This window comes from Psychrobacter sp. CX97 (genome assembly GCF_057396285.1).
Window position 1 is genome coordinate 128021 of record NZ_JBXYJE010000007.1, and the last position, 17994, is coordinate 146014.

The 17994-nt window shown below is 41.2% G+C and carries 12 protein-coding genes; 6 read left to right on the forward strand and 6 right to left on the reverse strand.

All coding sequences use genetic code 11. The features are described 5' to 3' along the window. Positions 1–82: 82 nt before the first annotated feature. The gene (locus tag AC2SLL_RS07480) at positions 83–646 is read right to left on the reverse strand and encodes an NUDIX hydrolase (protein WP_486531060.1); all 564 of its coding nucleotides are present in this window, start codon (positions 644–646) and stop codon (positions 83–85) included. Positions 647–852: 206 nt separating this feature from the next. Here AC2SLL_RS07480 and AC2SLL_RS07485 point away from each other — a divergent pair, with 206 nt between their 5' ends. After that, positions 853–1671: an NUDIX hydrolase gene (locus AC2SLL_RS07485; RefSeq protein WP_486531061.1), complete on the forward strand. Its 819-nt coding sequence runs from the start codon at positions 853–855 to the stop codon at positions 1669–1671. 116 nt (positions 1672–1787) lie between these two features. Here the strand turns inward: AC2SLL_RS07485 and AC2SLL_RS07490 are convergent, their stop codons facing one another. Further along, a complete protein-coding gene (locus tag AC2SLL_RS07490) occupies positions 1788–2690 on the reverse strand; it encodes a biotin--[acetyl-CoA-carboxylase] ligase (protein ID WP_486531062.1) in 903 nt (300 codons plus the stop codon). Between the two features lie 136 nt (positions 2691–2826). On the opposite strand from AC2SLL_RS07490, the gene AC2SLL_RS07495 reads away from it, so the two are divergent. After that, positions 2827–3642 (forward strand): sulfite exporter TauE/SafE family protein, encoded by an 816-nt coding sequence (locus AC2SLL_RS07495; RefSeq protein WP_486531063.1) that lies wholly within the window; start codon positions 2827–2829, stop codon positions 3640–3642. Positions 3643–3769: 127 nt separating this feature from the next. Here the strand turns inward: AC2SLL_RS07495 and AC2SLL_RS07500 are convergent, their stop codons facing one another. Continuing rightward, a complete protein-coding gene (locus AC2SLL_RS07500) occupies positions 3770–4069 on the reverse strand; it encodes a DUF4298 domain-containing protein (protein WP_486531064.1) in 300 nt (99 codons plus the stop codon). Positions 4070–4414: 345 nt separating this feature from the next. Here AC2SLL_RS07500 and AC2SLL_RS07505 point away from each other — a divergent pair, with 345 nt between their 5' ends. Together AC2SLL_RS07505 and AC2SLL_RS07510 are read left to right on the forward strand one after the other, a co-directional pair. Beyond that, entirely contained in the window at positions 4415–8242 is a 3828-nt protein-coding gene (locus tag AC2SLL_RS07505; protein ID WP_486531065.1) for an AAA family ATPase, read from the forward strand. 377 nt (positions 8243–8619) lie between these two features. Further along, positions 8620–9693, forward strand: coding sequence for a cell division protein ZipA (locus AC2SLL_RS07510; protein WP_486531066.1), 1074 nt, complete (start codon positions 8620–8622; stop codon positions 9691–9693). Positions 9694–10271: 578 nt separating this feature from the next. Here AC2SLL_RS07510 and AC2SLL_RS07515 read toward each other — a convergent pair. Next, positions 10272–10490, reverse strand: coding sequence for a hypothetical protein (locus AC2SLL_RS07515; RefSeq protein WP_486531067.1), 219 nt, complete (start codon positions 10488–10490; stop codon positions 10272–10274). Between the two features lie 492 nt (positions 10491–10982). Here AC2SLL_RS07515 and ligA point away from each other — a divergent pair, with 492 nt between their 5' ends. Continuing rightward, on the forward strand, positions 10983–13025 hold the full coding sequence (gene ligA / locus AC2SLL_RS07520; protein WP_486531068.1) for an NAD-dependent DNA ligase LigA: 2043 nt from the start codon (positions 10983–10985) through the stop codon (positions 13023–13025). A gap of 523 nt (positions 13026–13548) precedes the next feature. On the opposite strand, the gene AC2SLL_RS07525 is transcribed toward ligA, so the two are convergent. Next, complete coding sequence (locus AC2SLL_RS07525) at positions 13549–14232, reverse strand: hypothetical protein (RefSeq protein ID WP_486531069.1); 684 nt, start codon at positions 14230–14232, stop codon at positions 13549–13551. Between the two features lie 69 nt (positions 14233–14301). Further along, positions 14302–16011, reverse strand: a complete 1710-nt coding sequence (locus AC2SLL_RS07530; protein WP_486531070.1) for a vWA domain-containing protein — start codon at positions 16009–16011, stop codon at positions 14302–14304. Positions 16012–16586: 575 nt separating this feature from the next. Here AC2SLL_RS07530 and AC2SLL_RS07535 point away from each other — a divergent pair. Further along, complete coding sequence (locus AC2SLL_RS07535) at positions 16587–17519, forward strand: DUF808 domain-containing protein (protein ID WP_486531071.1); 933 nt, start codon at positions 16587–16589, stop codon at positions 17517–17519. Positions 17520–17994 lie beyond the last annotated feature (475 nt).

Consider the following 17994-nt stretch of genomic DNA (forward strand, 5'->3'; position numbering starts at 1 on the left):
AATGAACAGCCAATAGTTGTTTTTTTTAATGAAACGATCAACTAAATTTAAATTCGGTTTTAGTCACATAAACCCAAATATCTTAGTAGCGTTTAATACTTTGATCTTTAGATATGACCTCTTGATGGATTGGGAAGTCGTCGTGAGAACTAAAGTTTTTTCGGTCATTAAAATAATGGGTTAATGTTCGCCTAACCGCCTCAAAGGCGATATCATTCCAAGGGATGTCTTGTTCACTAAATAAACTGCACTCTAGGCTTTCAGGACCTACATCATATTTACCATCCTGCAAATTAGCCAAATAAAGGGTATAAATTTGTCCGATGTCTGGAAGATCGTAGATACAGTATAGGTTTAAATTTGTGGCAATAGCATCCGCTTCTTCAACAGTTTCACGTGCAGCCCCTTCTGCAATGGTTTCACCAATTTCCATGAAGCCAGCAGGAATTGTCCAAAACCCATATCTGGGTTCAATAGCACGACGACACAACAGTATTTTATGATCATAAACAACGAGCGCACCGCTAATGACTTTTGGGTTTTCGTAGTGAATGTGATGGCAGCTTGGGCAAACTAAGCGTGGCTTATGATCGCCTTCAGGAATTTTTTGCTCCGCTTCGTGACCACATTGTAAGCAGTACGCCATAAGAGTGTCCTTTTGTATATTTTCACTATTTTAATCGATGTTTAATCAGTATCTTAAACAAGGGTCTTAAAAGTTATTGATCAGGTTATATTACATTTAAGTTAGAATTAGAGTGTCTTGAGTGACTGAGACGAACAATCATCACGATAGCATACTTAATATGAATCCGTTAGGCTAGGGTAACAGTAAGGCAGTATAAATGACCTATGGCAAATTATCGCAAAAATAGTTCACCTCTCACCTCGCTTCGTCCACTTTCACATTCGTTAAGATTTGACGAGTTGGCTGTGGCCTTGCCTGAGCATATTGACACGCCTATTTTGAAAAAACTAGCGCTTAATGTTCAGGCGCATATGTTTTTGGCTGAGCAGGCTACTGACTTACACATTACTGCGCAATCTTATGTCACGCAAGATTGCGAGATTGGTTCTGCCAAAGCTATTTTAGACTATTTGCTTGATACGGTGAATGCAGATGCCTCGGTGTTGGTGGCTATTACCAATGAGGCATGTCCTAAGGTACTACTTACGAGGCGTGCTGGCCACTTAAATGCGCACGCAGGTGAGGTGTCTTTTGCTGGTGGTAAATATGACGAAGCTGATCATAATAATGTGGTTACTGCATTGCGTGAAGCCTGTGAAGAAACAGCGTTGCCACCCAGTAAAGTACAGATTGTTGGGCAACTGCCGACACAGATATCAAAGTCCGGTATGAGCGTGCGCCCGATCGTGGCGTTGGTTGAACCTAACATAACTTATGTGCCAGAGCTGGGTGAGATAGATCGTATCTTTTGGGCAGATCTTGACACGTTAATAAAGCAGCCCACCACTGAATATCAAGTAGATTATCAGAAAAATGGTCAAACTGTTGAGCTATTAACCCCCTGTTGGACTATAGATAATGAAACCGTCTGGGGGCTAACAGGTCGCATTTTAGCCAGTTTATTAGAAATTAGCTTTAATGTTAAAATAGAGTGGTATTATCGTTTCTTAAACTCGTCAAATGATACCTATTTAAATCAGTAGCTTTAAAAAGTAGTACTAAATAAGTAGCGGCCTATGATTCAAATGCTCAAGCTGTCCTAAGATAAAATATTTTTCCCTTTTTATATGCTAATTTTTTTATATGCTAATTATTAGGGCTACGTATTAGCCAGTACAGAAATAGTCCCTGTATAAATATCAATCATTTTATTGTTGTCGTTAGTATCTGTCAGCCTCAAGCTACCATTTGGGTTGATGCCAGAAGCCGTTCCATAAATGGTTTTGTCCTGCTGTTGAACGATAAGGTGATGGCCAGTCAGTACATTCATTGCGGCATAATCGTTCATAAATTGATGGATGCTATATGGGTCGATAGTGAATAGATTGTATTGATTAATGGCGCGTAGAATAGTGTCGCAAATAGGCAGGTATAAATCTTCAGGACTCAGAGTATCCTGCATCAATTCTTCTAACATTTGATTTAAGCTAATAGCTTGATAGTCCATTCCTTCTTGCGTTACCTTATCAAGCTTGGGGGCATTATCTACGTTTAAACCCACGCCAACCACAACCCCAGTAAGACGACTGTGGGTCATAACTGGCTCAATTAGAATTCCCGAAAGCTTGTTAAACATGAGTGTGTTTTGTGTGCATTCATTGTCCAAATACCGATCAGGTTTATCTAAACGTCTATTAAGATTATAGAATCCAACATCGTTTGCCCATTTAACGCCAATAGTTTCACAGCCATTTTGCAGACGCCACTGGTTTATTTGTTGAATAATAGTGAGGCGGGTTAAATGGCATCCTACCACTAAAGATAATAGCCCTGATAAAGGACTCTCTAACGGATGATAGACGGATAAATATACGTTCCCTTTAGGCGATTGCCATGTACGGTTGTGTTGACCACGCCCCTGAGTTTGACAACTAGCAGTGAGCATATAGGGCAGAGTAACATCAATGTTTCCAGTCTTAATTTCCTTGATTAGCTGGCTATTAGTCGAGGGGCTAACGGGAACATGACGGTGGGCAATTTGATGTGAAAACGAGTTATACATTGACTGACCTTGTAGAAAGACTCAACGAATGGGTTTAGTAATCTGGTATATGTGATGAATACTAGCATATTAATATCGAGTTACTGAGCGAGTTTGTTATACTGGCGTACTAACAGGTTGAGACAGGCAAAACAATATGACAATGATAGTTTGGTTTGTTGTGGCTGGTGTATTTGCTGGTCTATGCGCTGGGTTATTTGGTGTGGGCGGTGGCATGATTGTTGTGCCAGCATTGGTCTGGATCTTTACCGCTTATGGGTTTGCTCCTGAGATTGTTACTCATTTAGCCGTGGGCACGTCACTTGCTACCATTATGGTTACTTCAATCAGCTCGCTTACGGCACATCACAAGCGGAATGGCGTGCGTTGGGAAGTGTGGAAAAACATGGCAGGGGGGTTAGTCATCGGTAGTTTGGTTGGTGCCGCAGTAGCGGACCAAATAAATGGCTTAATGTTGCAAGCTCTCATTGGCGCAGCAGCATTAATGATTGCTTTAAAGATGTTGTTTTTATCCAATAAAGAGCAAGTTGGTAAACCATTACCTCCTGCACCTGCACAGTTTGGAGCAGGGTCTGGCATTGGATTGGCTTCGGCGATATTTGGTATTGGCGGTGGCAGTTTGACAGTGCCATATTTGACATGGGCAGGTTTACCCATGCGTCAAGCAGTTGGTACATCAGCCGCCTGTGGGTTGCCTATTGCGCTAGCGGGTGCCATTGGCTTCGCTTGGTTTGGTCAAGACGTTGCTAATCTACCAGAAGGTGCGATTGGTTTTGTCCATATTATTGCTTTTTTTTGTATTTCAGCTGCCAGTTTTATGACTGCAAAGTTTGGTGCTAAACTCGCGCACCAATTGCCTGCAACGAGCTTGAAAAAAGCGTTTGGCGTATTACTGATATTTGCGGGTGGTCAACTATTGTGGTCGGGATTGCACGGTATGGGTATTGTTTAAGTCACTAAGTTATTTTAAGTACTTAAGTATTTATCTATTTAGCTGTTTAAATTGTAGTTATTTAAGTGATTTTGATGTCATGTTGATGTCATGGTAGGTAAGCAAACATAATAACTTAAGCAATTTATCAGTTTTTATCAATAGCATCTAGCCCTAGACGTATCCAACGTTTGGCCAATTCGTCTCTGTCGGTTAACATATTCCACAGCGCATCTTCGCTTAGTATAGAATATTCTTGACCTGAGCAATCGACACTTAAGTCACGTTTATGATCTTCCATCCACTGCGGGCTTTGGTAATACATTGTTAACTGATCAAATAGGGCTTCTGCTTCTAGCCATTGCTTTTGTGCTTCGGCTTGCTGGCGATATAAGTCGCGCCATTGTTCGTACTTCTGCTGCAATTCTTGAGGATTATGTTTGGTCATTTTGCTCTCTACTTCCTTTTGCTTTCTACTTTCACGGTCATCCACTATTACTCATGGGTTATGGATGCTGTTTTTGAGGTTTAGTAATTCAAGTAATAGGGCTGTTTGTTAACAGCGACGTTTCTGAATAACGGTATGTGTTAAGAGCTGTTCGTATTAAGGTTTTTTTAAAGACTGTATTATGTGAAGGTTTTTTTAGATATTTCTATAGTTAGTAATATGGGCGCAGAGATGAGTGATATCAATATAAAACCACATTGTTATTGTTACAAGTTATAAACTCTAAAAAAACGACACGATTTCAGGTAGAATAGCCACTCGTTTTTTTCGGTAAAGCATCCCATCATGCGTTTGAAATCTCTGAAGCTGGCAGGCTTTAAATCTTTTGCCAATCCAACCACTTTTAGTTTCCGACATGGTATTTCTGCCATTGTGGGCCCCAACGGCTGCGGTAAATCTAATGTCATAGATGCCATACGTTGGGTTTTGGGAGAGTCTTCTGCTAAGCAGCTACGTGGCGGAGCGATGAGTGATGTTATTTTTGCAGGAACGCAAGATAAAGCGGCAAAAAGCTTAGCCAGTGTGGAGCTGACATTTGAACACACTCAGGATGAGCAAACAGGCATTCGCCATGAGCTAAATATATATCATGAGTTATCCGTGCGTCGCCAAGTCAATATTGAAGGTAAGTCTGATTACTTTATTAATGGTACGAAATGCCGTCGTCGAGATGTGGTAGATGTGTTCTTAGGTACGGGGCTTGGACCACGCAGTTATTCCGTTATTCAGCAGGGTATGATTGGACGTATTGTAGATTCAAGCCCGCTGCAATTACGTGAATTTATTGAAGAAGCAGCAGGTGTGTCACGTTATCAAGCAAGGCGTGAAGAGACTCAAAAGAAGCTTGCCAAAACGCGTGAAAACTTAGATAGATTAAGCGATATTGAAGCTGAGCTAACTCAACAGAAAAATAAACTTGCCAAGCAAGCGAAAAGTGCTAATGAATATCAGCAGGTCGTCGATGAATTGAACAAAGTTAAGCAGCAGGTAGCTATTTTGCACTTGCATCAAGCGAAGTCTACCCAGATGCAGTACAAAGCACTGCAAGATGAATTGAGCGCCGAAGTCGAGACATTGTACGCCACAATGGAAAAATACAAAGTGAAGCTTGGTAAGTTAAATGAGCGTATGGTGCAAGAACAGTGGCTGAAAGATAAGGCTCGAGACAGGCTGCATGAACAAGATCTACAGAGGCAACAAAGCGAGCATAAACTTGCGACGATAAAAGAAAAAATCAGTCAACTTGAGCGTCGCTTGCAAGCTAATAGTGATAGACAGGCCCAAAGTAAACAAGACGTAATCAAACTAAAGAAGCAAGCCAAAAACCAAGCGGATATTATTGCCGTATTAACACCAAAGCTTGAGCAGCTGCAAAAACAAAAGCAACACTATAAAGCGACGTTTGAGCCCATGCAAGCAGAGTGGGAGGAGGTCACAGCCAAGGTCGCCGACCTTGAAAGTCAAAAACGCAGTGCTGAGCAGCAGTTTGCGTTGGCTCAACAGGCGATAAAACGCTTGCAGTTTGACTTAGACAAATGGCAATCCAAAGAGCAAGCTTGGCAATTAGAAGCCAAAAAATGGCAGTTAATAGTTGATCAAGGTAAGCAAATTGCTCACGACTCAGCCACAAGCCGTTTAGCGGCACTAGAAACCAAAATTAGTAAGCTTGATAACGAGCTATCAAGCCTGACAAATCAGCAAGATGATATTGCAGATAGACTAGATATGGAGCAGCCTGCGCTGGATAGGCTTGAACAACAATTAACGGAAAATCAGACTAAATTTGCCCAACTTGAAAAGCAACATGCGACTTTGATGGGCGAATACCATACGTTACATGCTATTGTGTACCGCCCGATAAGAATGAAGTCCAATGTCTTAAAGCACGTATCAGATAGCGGAGATAACTTAGAGAATAGTGTGGAAGATAGTCTGAGCAGTCTCTTTAATCAGCTTGATACCTTACCAAGGCTACAGGAGACGATTGAGCTGACTGACGTGGGCAAGCAATACGCAGACGTGCTGGACCAATGGTTAGGTCTTTGGTTAGATAGTCGAGTGCTACAGGGACAAGATATAGGCATTAATAATGAGGGTGGTTTTGATTGGACAGAGCTACTCACTAATATATCAGGTTTGCCTGAAAATTTAGGCTGGCCTGATAATAAAACTAAAAACTCTATACAACGTCTTATAGATAGATCAAATAGCGTGTTTTTAGTTGAACCTAATAAGGGGGCGAACGCCAATAGTGCACCGCAACTTGTTAATCCAAACATTCAACCAGTATCACAGCTCATTGCCCGCCCAAATCTCGCCATTTGGCATCACTGCTATTTGTATCAGGATAGCAAGATGTCTGAGGGTATAACCGCCCAACAAGATTTTGCCGAGTTATTAAAGCAGTTACCGACAGGGTCACTTCTGTTAACCTGCTCTGGTTGGTTGATTACCCAAACCTTTGCTTTGCATTTGAGCAAATTAAATGGTAATGACCAAAATGAGCAGTTTTTAAGCGCTCGCATACAGCAACAAGAGCGTCTGGCAGTTTTGGAAGAGTCTCTAAGTCTAGTTGAGAATGAAACAGAGATGCTTGCAAAAATTATTAAAGCCAACAAAGCAGACCATGAACGATTAAAGGTAGTTAATGATGAGTTATCAGCACAATTTCATGCTCTAACACATCGTCAGCATGAGTTAAAGCAGCAGCGACTTGAGCTCTTGGCAAAACGAGAAGAGTGGCAGCGTGAGCATTCACATTTGCTACAGCGACGTCGTCAGCTTGATGCTGAACGTGAGATGTTGGAGCAAGAGCGTCAAGCGCTTGCTGGTAAAGATGAGACCAGTTATAAATTAATCGATGAGCTAAATCCTCAGCTTGAGGCGGTACTCTTTCAGAAAAATGAACTTGAGCAGCAGCGTCAAAGCTTGAACGAACAAGAACAGCTGGATAATGAGGCTTATACTCAGTTGCAACTTGAAAATAACAAGGCGGAGTTGGCGTCCGCTCATATCATGGCTCAATTACAACAGTTGACTGCGTCGCTTGAGCAACTCAATGATATGTATCAAAAGTTAGTAAAAGAGCTTGAAACCGCACAAAATGAGCAACCAAAACTAGAGGAGATGGTCAAAGCTGATACGGACACCACCCAGCGACAAAAAGTTACCTTAGAGGAGCATAGTGCACGCATTAAAAACTTAAGCGCTGAGATAACAGCTTTACAACACCACCAGAATGAAGTGGCGCTCATCGTTAATAAGCATCAAACGAAGCTTGCGGAATACACCACCCATATCGCTGTGGCGAATGAGCGGATTGAAGAAGCTAGTGAACGGTTGGTAGCACTGGATGTTGGGGTTAGCCCATCTACCATTTTGGCAGATTATGTTGTGCATGAGCGTGAAGTATCTGAGTCTAAACTGAAAGAGCTCCAATCTCATGAACAAAAATTAGCGGAAAAACTAAGCGCAATGGGTCCTGTCAATTTGGCAGCAGCGTCTGAGCTTGCTAAAGTAGACGAGCGGCTACTGCCACTGGAACAGCAAATTAACGACATTACTGCCAGTATGGACAAATTAGTGGATGCTATTGCTTCTATTGATGCGACAACTAAGTCGTTGTTTTTAGATACGTTGGCGTCAGTGAATGAGTCATTGACTGGAATGTTTAATAAAGTGTTTGGGGGAGGTCAAGCAAGTTTGACGCTGGTTAAAGATGAGACCTTAACTAAATCTGAACACTGGCGTGCTGGGCTTGAGTTAATGGCTCAACCAAAAGGTAAAAAGAACAGTAGGCTGGCCGTATTATCAGGGGGAGAAAAAACATTAACCGCCCTCAGCTTAATTTTTGCGATATTTAAGCAGCATCCAGCACCCTTTTGTGTTCTTGATGAAGTTGATGCACCACTAGATGATGCAAACGTTGCAAGGTTTACTAACCTTATAAAAGAGCTTGCCAATGATGTGCAGTTTATTTTTATTAGCCATAATAAGCTGGCGATGCAAATTGCGGATGAGCTAAAGGGTATTACAATGCCGCAAGCAGGTATCTCAACCCTAGTCAGTGTAAGTTTAGAAGAAGCGGAGAAGTATTTAGAGCCTACTGTCTAAGCGTGTTATGCTAAAATCTACAAATATACGTTAATATCAATACTAGAATATTAATACTAACGTATATTAGACTATTGATGGTTGTCTTTACTTCAAGTAAGCGATCTTTAGTGAAGACACCCTTATTTAAACAACCAGTTAGCAAATGACCTGTATTTAGGTAGTTTTAGTTTGAGTAATTTGCATTTATATTTGTATTGTTTATTTATTGGCAAGGGATTAAATCCCCCCTTATGTTTCTTTTGTCTAACAGACACCGCTTTAATGATATTAAGTTTGTGACAGTTGCTTTAAGCTTTAATGACGAGTTACCTTAAGCGTGCTAGACTAATGTTATTTTTAATACTCTTAATACTCTTTTTTAGGACACGAACATCATGACCACCGTACAATATATTTTAATTATCATTGCAGTTGTGATTATGGTGGTTGGCCTATTTATGATCATTCGTGGGTTTCGCAATCGTCAAAATGCCGACCTTCCACAAGCTGCTATCGCTGAAAAAAATGGTATACCAATCGTTCCACGCCATGAACGCCATGTGGATAATGAGTCAGAAGTTGAAACGTTGCCCAGTCAACAACATCCAGAAGGCTACCTAGAAGATAAGCCAGTCATTAATACAGACCAAATTTCTCCCGTTAACACGGATTATTTTGACACACCAGTCAATGATCGTAGAGCTGACGCAACTGGTAATTCTTCGGAGTCTGAGTATGCTAATGAGCAAGAACGTGAACTAGGCAAAAACTGGCAGGAGCAGCAACAAATTGAAGACAACCAACTGTTTCAGTCAGCTTCTAAGCAAATAGGTAATACTCAACGAGATGACAGTCAGCCAAGTCATAGTTCACACAGTGATGAGGAGCATGATGATTTATTTTCGAGTTTTGCCTCAGCAACTGAAAACTTAATGCCCGTCATTGAAACGGTTGAAGAGCCTGAATTTAATCAAAACAGCCCAATGCTAGATCAGCATCTACTAGCAGCGGTAGATCAGGATCAAAATAGTCCACTAAACCATGCTGAAGAAAACATTAACATTACCTTAACCCCCCATAATAGCGCTGACACTATTCAGGGTTCAACGGTACTGTCGTTGGTTGAGCAATATGGCTTGAAGTATGGTGCAATGAATATGTTCCATCGTTATGAGAACAAAAATGGTACCGGTATACTGTGGTTTAGTATGATGGGTATGACTGATGACGGTATTGCTCCTTTTGATTTAAACTCATTACCTAATGCTACTTTTAAAGGGTTAGTGTTATTTTTATCATTACCGCATCCAAAAGCGATGCAGGGCTTTGATAGCATGATGAGTATAGTGGGTCTTATTGCAAAACAATTGGATGCTCAAGTATTGGATGAAAACAATCAACCTCTTACTCGAGAACGTAGACAGCAACTACGTAATCAAGTTCAAGAATATCATGCGGCAAGATTCTAGGTGGGCTGGTTTAGGTTTATGGCTGGTTTAGGTTTATGGGTTGTTTAGGTTTAATAGATCTTTTCCGCTCTAGCAGGCTACAGGCTACTTTTGTAATAGGAGCTTCTTGCCAGTGGGAGTCATATATGAAATGAAAAACCATACATTAGGCTTGCTATAGTATAAGGTTTTTTTATCCACGCTATGCTCTTTAACCGCCACTTTAATGACCGATTATGCGATTTTATTAACCAGATTAAGGGGGAGATGCTTCAGGGCTTTGGTAGCTTAGCTCCATGATATACTCGGTTAGCACGCTTTATCCATACTAGAGTAAATGTCTGCAACTAATACTTTACTGCCGGTTTCAACATCTCATCCATATGCTAGCTTTATCCCCTTATTGGTTTCAGCTCATATATAGCCGATAAGATGTGTGATAATATTGAGCATAATAATATTAATGGGCGAGTTTTCTGCTACCCTTTCTGCACGTATGCCTTGAGTTAAGATGAACTAATCTCGCTTTTGTGGTGGCATAAAACTGTGAGATGCTTAGGTGTTTCTCGCATGGTCGACATGCTGGAGATAACAATCAACTATCTTTGGTTTTGGGCTAGGAAATTCTGCATAGCGACTTCGCATCGCGCTAAGGCTAAAATAAAGTTAATTTGCACAGTGCGGCCGTTAATTTCAAATTTACCAGTACCAACACGGTGGCGTTGCCCCACATCCGCATTGACAATAATACATTCAATACGACCAAAGTCCTCATTAAGCCATAAATGCCTAAAATACAGACTTATAGACACTGCCATTTAAGGCTTTCCCTTCAACCCCTTCAATTTAGACATCATTTACAGTTATTTATATGCCATGACTTAAAATGGGATTATTGCCACAAAACTGAGGCTGATTTTCATTAGTATTTCAATATTTTGGTAAAAAATAATCGTATTTGATGAAAATCCATCTTATCTTTATCCTCATAATTGGTATTATGTTATACATTTAAGGCATCACTTTTTGCCGCTCATTAAGTAGTAGTAGCTATCCTATTTTAATAGGAGTTTTATAGCATTGTTTTAGCGGTTTCATAGTAGTGTCATATATGACAGCTTATACGGCCAATAAATCTATTACTTTTAGCTCATGCCAGCCGTACCTTTTAGCTAAACGATTTCGCCTAAAAGATTGTAACGATATAAAAGTAGCCCTATTTGTTTGAGCCTTATTTGTTTGAGCCCTATTTTTTTGAGCCCTATGTTTTAAATCTTATGTAGATACCTGTTAAGTAAGTTGATAATAAAATGAATGATAATCTGACTGAGCAACAAACCAAAATAGTTGCAAAAATGCGTACCTTAATCAAAGAAGTGCGTCTGCATAATAACGCTTATTATGTGATGGACGAGCCTACTATTAGCGATAATGAGTACGATCAACTGCGCCTAGCCCTAATCGAGCTAGAGGAGCGCTACCCAGACCTAACCCAGCCCGATAGCCCTACGGCGAGTGTTGGCGATAAACCTTTACCCTCGTTTTCGCAGATTAAACATGATATTCCTATGCTATCTCTTGGTAATGTGTTTAAAAAGGAAGACTTAGGCGAGTTTATGCGCCGAGTAAATGACCGCCTAAGTGAGTCTGACAAAAACCCTGAGTACGAAGTAGAGTTAAAGCTTGATGGCTTAGCCGTGTCAATTAAATACCGCAATGGGCAATTTGAGCGAGCAATCACGCGTGGTGATGGACAAATGGGAGAGGACATTACTCAAAACGTAAAAACCATTAATAACCTGCCCTTAATCATTGAAGAAATAAAAGACATAGACACCTTAGAAGTACGCGGAGAGGTGCTCATGCCAAAAGCCGGCTTTGAGAAGTTGAACCGACAAGCCCTTGAGATGGGCGAGAAAACGTTTGCGAACCCTCGCAATGCAGCAGCAGGCAGTTTGCGTCAGCTTGACCCAAAAGTTGCAGACAGCCGCCCCTTGGCATTTTATGCTTATTCAGTCAACCAAGGGTTGCCAGAATCTATTGAACAACAGTCTGCTGCGCTTGCATGGCTCAAAGAGATTGGCTTTACAGTGAGTGCGGTAAAAGTAGTGCAGGATATTGAAGAGATCCAAGCCTACTATGACTCTATGATAGAAACACGCCCAAATTTACCGTTTGAAATTGATGGCATGGTCATTAAAGTAAATAACTTAGCGCTACAAAACCAACTGGGCTATTTATCTCGTGAACCTCGCTGGGCAACGGCCTATAAGTTTCCTGCAGAAACGGTAATGACCAAGGTCAACAGCATTGAATGGCAAGTGGGCCGCACAGGGCAAATTACCCCAGTCGGTAAACTTGAGCCCGTACAAGTGGGCGGCGTTACCGTCAGCAATGTTACCCTACACAATATTGGCGAAATACAGCGCCTAGATATTCGAGCAGGCGACACGGTTAGCGTACACCGAGCTGGCGATGTGATACCTAAAGTCACTCGGGTTTGGCATGACATGCGCCCCGAGGGTACACAGCCCGTGACCCTGCCTAAGTTTTGCCCTGTATGTGATTCACCGGTCGTGTTACCAGAAGGCGAAGCACTAGCACGCTGTACTGGCGAGTTGTTTTGTCCGGCACAGCAGCAAGAAGCGTTGATTCATTTTGTCTCTCGTAAAGCAATGGACATTGATGGTCTGGGCGAGCGCTGGTTGATAAGCTTTTTTGAGCAGGACATCGTAAAGAACGTTGCAGATATTTATCATTTGCACGAGCATCAAGATAGGCTACGAGACCTCGAAAAACTGGGCGAAAAATCAGTTAGCAACATGCTTAGCGCCATCGAAGCCAGTAAAGATACCACCTTATCTCGCTTTATATACGCGATAGGTATTCGCGGCGTTGGAGAAACAACCGCTCAGAACTTGGCACAATATTTTGGAGATTTGCCCGCTCTGATGGAAGCTAGTATAGAGGCGCTTGAAGCAGTGCCAGACATAGGGCATATTACCGCAGAGCAAATTCATAACTTCTTCCGTGCTGAGCATAATGTGGAGGTCATCGAAGCACTTATAGATGCAGGCGTGCATTGGGAAAAAATTGAGCAAGTGGTCACTGAAGACTTGCCTTTAAACGGCGAAACTTGGGTCATTACCGGTACATTGGTAGAAAGCGGTATGTCCCGTGATGACGCCAAAGCCAAACTACAAGCCTTGGGTGCTAAGGTATCAGGTAGCGTTTCCTCTAAAACATCTGCTTTACTGGCTGGAGAGAAGGCAGGGTCTAAGCTGACCAAAGCAGAAAAGCTTGGGGTTCGAGTGGTTGAAGAGGCTGAGTTTTTGGCATTAATTAGCAACTAAGATTAGTTCGGGATTTATAACATAATACCGGAGGGAGTAGTAGCTAATCCCGCTTTCCCGCTACTATCTTGGCTGTCCACTGGGGCAGTGTCTAAATAGCCAGCCGCATTCCTGTTTTCTCGATAATACTTCTGGCTAAGTCACTGCAACCCAGTGTTCAACCAAGTATATTCGCTACAATCGGGGCTAAACCGCTCTCATTTTCAAGATGCAACGATATCACTAAACAAATATATCACTTAACATCTAAGATACTTCATCCTATCAATGACCTATTGCTTAATAAGATTACTAAGTTAATAAGGTTGGGCTGCTTTTTTGAAGTATATCAATTCTATCGATAGCAACTATTATAGTTAAAGAAGTCTAAAATGGTTACAAGGCAACCGAGTGCAAGTACTACTGGAGTAGGCTTAACGAGGTTAACGCCGTAACCGTTTAGTAGTTCGCTGACTATAGAATAAAGACAGCACCTGCTACCTTTATTCTTGCTGTCTTTTTCTTCGCTAAACATTCCCAATCTCTACTGACTCACTTTTGCATCCGGTTTTATCTCAATTGGTAAAATCAAACCACGGGCGAACTTATTGGCAATCACGTAATTAAAAGTGCTGGAGGTCACATTAGGCGTGGTGTGAACAATCAGCCCTATGTTTTTACCATCGGTTAACTCGTGTGATACATAACTGTCGCCAAGCTGGGTCAGTAGCCCATCCAATGGCTCATTGCTGGCCATGCCAATAGTTAGGCTATGCTGAGCCTCGCTCGGCGTTACTTTAAAATACTCGGCATACGATTTGACAGGATTGCTATCAAGTGCAAAGGGGTAATCAAAGTCAGCGCTATCGATAGCCTCGACATCTGAGTCAATTTGCGCCCAATCAATATCAATCGCTTTATTGCGAGTAGAAGTGGGTGCCTCAGTGGATAAATCATTAAGTGACATTGGGGTATCTGAGTTTTTTATATCTGAAGTTTGTAAATCTGACTCAGCAGTACCATTAGCTTCCTTTGTGAATTTTACGCTTGCTAGATGCTCAGTTAACTGGGCATCCTCTTCAACCTCTGCATTAGTCCTATCGGCTTGTTTGGAAGTATCACACCCAGAGAGCATGAGTGGCAATGTCGCACCAGCCAATAACATCATTGCCAGTGTGAGTGATGGGACTAATGACTTGCAGTTGCCAATCAATTCAGCGTTATTCATCATAGATCTCAGCTTAAATATCTTTAACATAAAGTGTCAAACAGCATTAGTGCAATTATGGTGCGAAACTTAGTCCAAAGCATCAGCAAGTTCTACCAATTTAACAAACTCACGGCGGCTATCCGTTTTGTCCTGCTTGCTATGCATGCCTGCTTGAGCAAGACGCTTCACATCAGCATAAGAATAGTTATTTATGTATTTGCTATCAGACAATAGCTGCCCGTATCCTGCCACTGCCATAGCAAAATTGGTATCTGCTGAAGCGTTCGTGACACGATTAGCAATTGGGAATTCGATGAGCTTAGAAGCATCTCTATTGGGAGCTTTATAACGGATTTTTAAATATCCAAGTTCATTTTTATTGGTAGAAGCGGTCGGTTTAGATTGCTTATATCGGCTGTCATCTAATAGCCCTTTCTGACCTACTGGCGTGACTTCAAATAAGGCAACAACCGATTTTCCGGCTCCCAATTCGCCTGCATCTACTTTATCGTTATTAAAGTCTTCTTTGGCCAATATGCGATTTTCATAGCCAATTAAACGCCATTCTGACACCGATGCTGGGTTAAATTCGACTTGAACTTTGACATCTTTTGCCACCGTGTTAAAGGTAGAGGACATCTCGTCAATTAATACTTTTTTGGCTTCGGATAAGGTGTCAATGTAACTGTAATTACCATTGCCATTGTCAGCGACTTGCTCCATCATATGGTCATTATAGTTGCCTTGACCAAAGCCTAGGGTAGATAATGAAATACCCTTATCACGGTTCTTTTTGATGATATCCAGCATATCCTCCACATCTGCTACACCCACGTTAAAGTCGCCATCCGTAAGCATTAAGATACGGTTAATGCCTTGCTTTTTAAAGTTTTCTTCGGCTTGTTGATAGGCAAGTTTTATTGCCGCCTCGCCATTGGTAGAGCCGCCAGCATTTAAATTGTCGATCGCATTTAATATTTTTTTGGTCTCGTTTCCTGCTGTAGGCGGTAACACTACTTCTGTATTACCCGCATAGGTCACTAAAGTGATGGTGTCTTGTGCTCGCAGTTGTTTGGTTAACATTTTAAGGCTTGATTGAGCCAATTGTAATTTATCAGTAGCATTCATTGAACCTGAAACATCCACCAAAAACACTAAATTTGCCGGGGGTTGGCTTTGCATTGAGGTATAAACATCTTCGGCTTTAATAGCGACTTTTACGATGCGATTGTTTGGGTGCCATGGCGCTTTAACCACTTCAGTACTTACCAAAAACGGGGCATCAGACTTTTTAGTAGCGTCACTAAAATCATAATCAAAATAGTTAATCAGCTCTTCAACGCGCACGGCATCTTTGGGAGGTAGGCCACCGTTGTTAATAAATCTGCGTACATTGGCGTAGCTACCGGTATCTGTATCTATGCTTAACGTAGCAAAAGCTTGCTCACGAGTAGAATGCACTGGGTTACGATCAATCTCGGCATAATTCTCGTTTGCTTCTGGTATTGCTATTGGAAGCTGTAAGGAGGTGTAACTATGAGACATTGGCGCAATGGAGGACTTACTCATTGCATCGTTTGCTGCCATTTGTTCCATGACTATTACTGGAGTGGGCGACACCACTGAGTGTGATGAGTTATCATTGGAGATGGTTTGAGTGGTCTCTTTATTGGCCGTCATATCTTGTTGGCTACAGGCGCTTAATACAGCAAGCGATAGTACGGTTAGTGTTGCGACAAATAGAGGACGTTTTGACAAGGTTTGACTTGACGATATTGGGCGAGTGAGATGGTTCATACGTATTCCCTGTATATAAATTGCTTGAATGTAATTGTTTAGACTGGTATGACTAGTTCTATATTCTTAGTTTCAAAGGTCTAATAGCATAAGATTCTGACTAAGTAGGTTATGTTTCAATTATTTGAGGCTCGGTTATTTGATGCGCGTTTTAAATGACGACCCTGATGAACTATATTAAATCATACATATTGAGCGATGCATGTTGAGTTAAGGGTATTGAGTTAAGCGTATTGAACAGCAAGCCATTCGAAAGAAAAAAGATGTCGCTTAACTTTAACATGAACTTTAAACTAAAGGATTGTTTAATTGAATAGGCCCATAAGCTTTAGTGCTATGTATGTTTATAGCTATATGTCATATCTATAAGGTCTATAGCTATATAAGGACTAAATAAATAAGGACGAAATAACTAAAAAAGACATAAATAAAGGTCAATACTTACAATCCTAATATGGTTTTCAGCGATTTTCGAGCTAAACTAACGTTATTAAAACAAATCATTCATTTTTTCACAGTTAATCCACGGTTACGATCGTGTTCTGCGATTTATTAATTGTACTTAAGGAGATCCCATGGCAGGCGCAAGCTTATTGATGTTGCTCGATGATATTAGTCTTTTAATGGATGATGTGTCTGTCATGACTAAGGTTGCGGCGAAGAAAACAGCGGGAGTGCTTGGTGATGATTTAGCGCTTAATGCTGAGCAAGTTACTGGTGTTAAACCAAGTCGTGAGCTGCCAGTGGTTTGGGCGGTTGCCAAAGGCTCATTTATTAATAAAGTCATTTTAGTGCCAGCGGCACTATTAATCAGTTATTTTATTCCTTGGTTAGTCACCCCACTGCTCATGTTGGGTGGGCTTTTTTTGACCTATGAAGGGGCCGAAAAAGTAATTCATAAATTTTGGCCAAAGCTGTTACCACATGATGAAGAGCATGAAGCACGCCGAGCGGCTAATGCCGACGAAAGTGTTAATTTGGTAGAATATGAAAAAGACAAAGTCAAAGGTGCGATTCGTACAGACTTTATTTTATCAGCCGAAATTATTGTTATTGCGCTAGGAGCGGCCACTCAGTCTGGGGCCAGTCTACTTGAAAAAAGTATGGTACTGTCTATTATTGCCCTTGGCGTTACGATTGGGGTGTATGGGTTGGTAGCAGCGCTGGTAAAGATTGATGATGTGGGGCTACATTTGTTACAAAAAGAGAATGCCAGCTCTAGCACTAAAATGCTGGGTAGATTTATGATAAATGCAGCACCAAAAATCATGAAATTTTTATCTATCGCAGGAACTATTGCGATGTTTTTGGTTGGGGGGAGTATTATCTCACACGGCATTGGTTATTTACATCATACAGTTGCAGATATTTCGCATTTGTCAGGTATGTTCTCTAGCCTATCTACCATGTTGTTAGAAGGTATTATTGGTTTTGTTATTGGTGTGATAACGCTGGCTATCGTTACTGGTATTACTAAGGTACGGGGACGGGGTGCGGCACATTCATAGAAATTGAGGACCATTAGTTTATATAGTCCAGCTCCCTTAACCAGCTCCTTTAAACAGTTACGGTGTAACTTGTTTAGTTCACTGATTGTCGCAGTTGCGCTTGCTGGTCTTGTAACTATTTTCAAGTGCCTTATATAGCCAAAGAAATCTAAAGTGGTTACAAGGCAACCGAGTGCTAGTACTACTGCAGTAGGCTTAACGAGGTTAACACTGTAACCGTTTAGTATTTCGCTGACTATAGTTAAATGACTATAAAAAACAAAGCAGATAAAAAATAAGCCGCTGTTATCTAGCGGCTTATTTTTTTATAGTGATGATATCAAATCAATAGGGTAGCGCTCATGAGTGCGGAGATTAAACTTGTCGCATCTAACATGGTATTCAATTTTTAGGACTAAAATATCACAATAACAGTTAGGGATATTAGTATTATGGCTTATTGCTATTAAAAGTGCCTCATACTAACATCCAGTTA

Bases quoted from the DNA above. Each gene is read 5' to 3' on its own strand.
- ligA (WP_486531068.1), top strand. From the start codon at position 10,983: ATGAATGATAATCTGACTGAGCAACAAACCAAAATAGTTGCAAAAATG.
- AC2SLL_RS07505 (WP_486531065.1), top strand. From the start codon at position 4,415: ATGCGTTTGAAATCTCTGAAGCTGGCAGGCTTTAAATCTTTTGCCAAT.
- AC2SLL_RS07495 (WP_486531063.1), top strand. From the start codon at position 2,827: ATGACAATGATAGTTTGGTTTGTTGTGGCTGGTGTATTTGCTGGTCTA.
- AC2SLL_RS07535 (WP_486531071.1), top strand. From the start codon at position 16,587: ATGGCAGGCGCAAGCTTATTGATGTTGCTCGATGATATTAGTCTTTTA.
- AC2SLL_RS07480 (WP_486531060.1), bottom strand. From the start codon at position 646: ATGGCGTACTGCTTACAATGTGGTCACGAAGCGGAGCAAAAAATTCCT.
- AC2SLL_RS07525 (WP_486531069.1), bottom strand. From the start codon at position 14,232: ATGAATAACGCTGAATTGATTGGCAACTGCAAGTCATTAGTCCCATCA.
- AC2SLL_RS07515 (WP_486531067.1), bottom strand. From the start codon at position 10,490: ATGGCAGTGTCTATAAGTCTGTATTTTAGGCATTTATGGCTTAATGAG.
- AC2SLL_RS07500 (WP_486531064.1), bottom strand. From the start codon at position 4,069: ATGACCAAACATAATCCTCAAGAATTGCAGCAGAAGTACGAACAATGG.
- AC2SLL_RS07485 (WP_486531061.1), top strand. From the start codon at position 853: ATGGCAAATTATCGCAAAAATAGTTCACCTCTCACCTCGCTTCGTCCA.
- AC2SLL_RS07510 (WP_486531066.1), top strand. From the start codon at position 8,620: ATGACCACCGTACAATATATTTTAATTATCATTGCAGTTGTGATTATG.
- AC2SLL_RS07490 (WP_486531062.1), bottom strand. From the start codon at position 2,690: ATGTATAACTCGTTTTCACATCAAATTGCCCACCGTCATGTTCCCGTT.
- AC2SLL_RS07530 (WP_486531070.1), bottom strand. From the start codon at position 16,011: ATGAACCATCTCACTCGCCCAATATCGTCAAGTCAAACCTTGTCAAAA.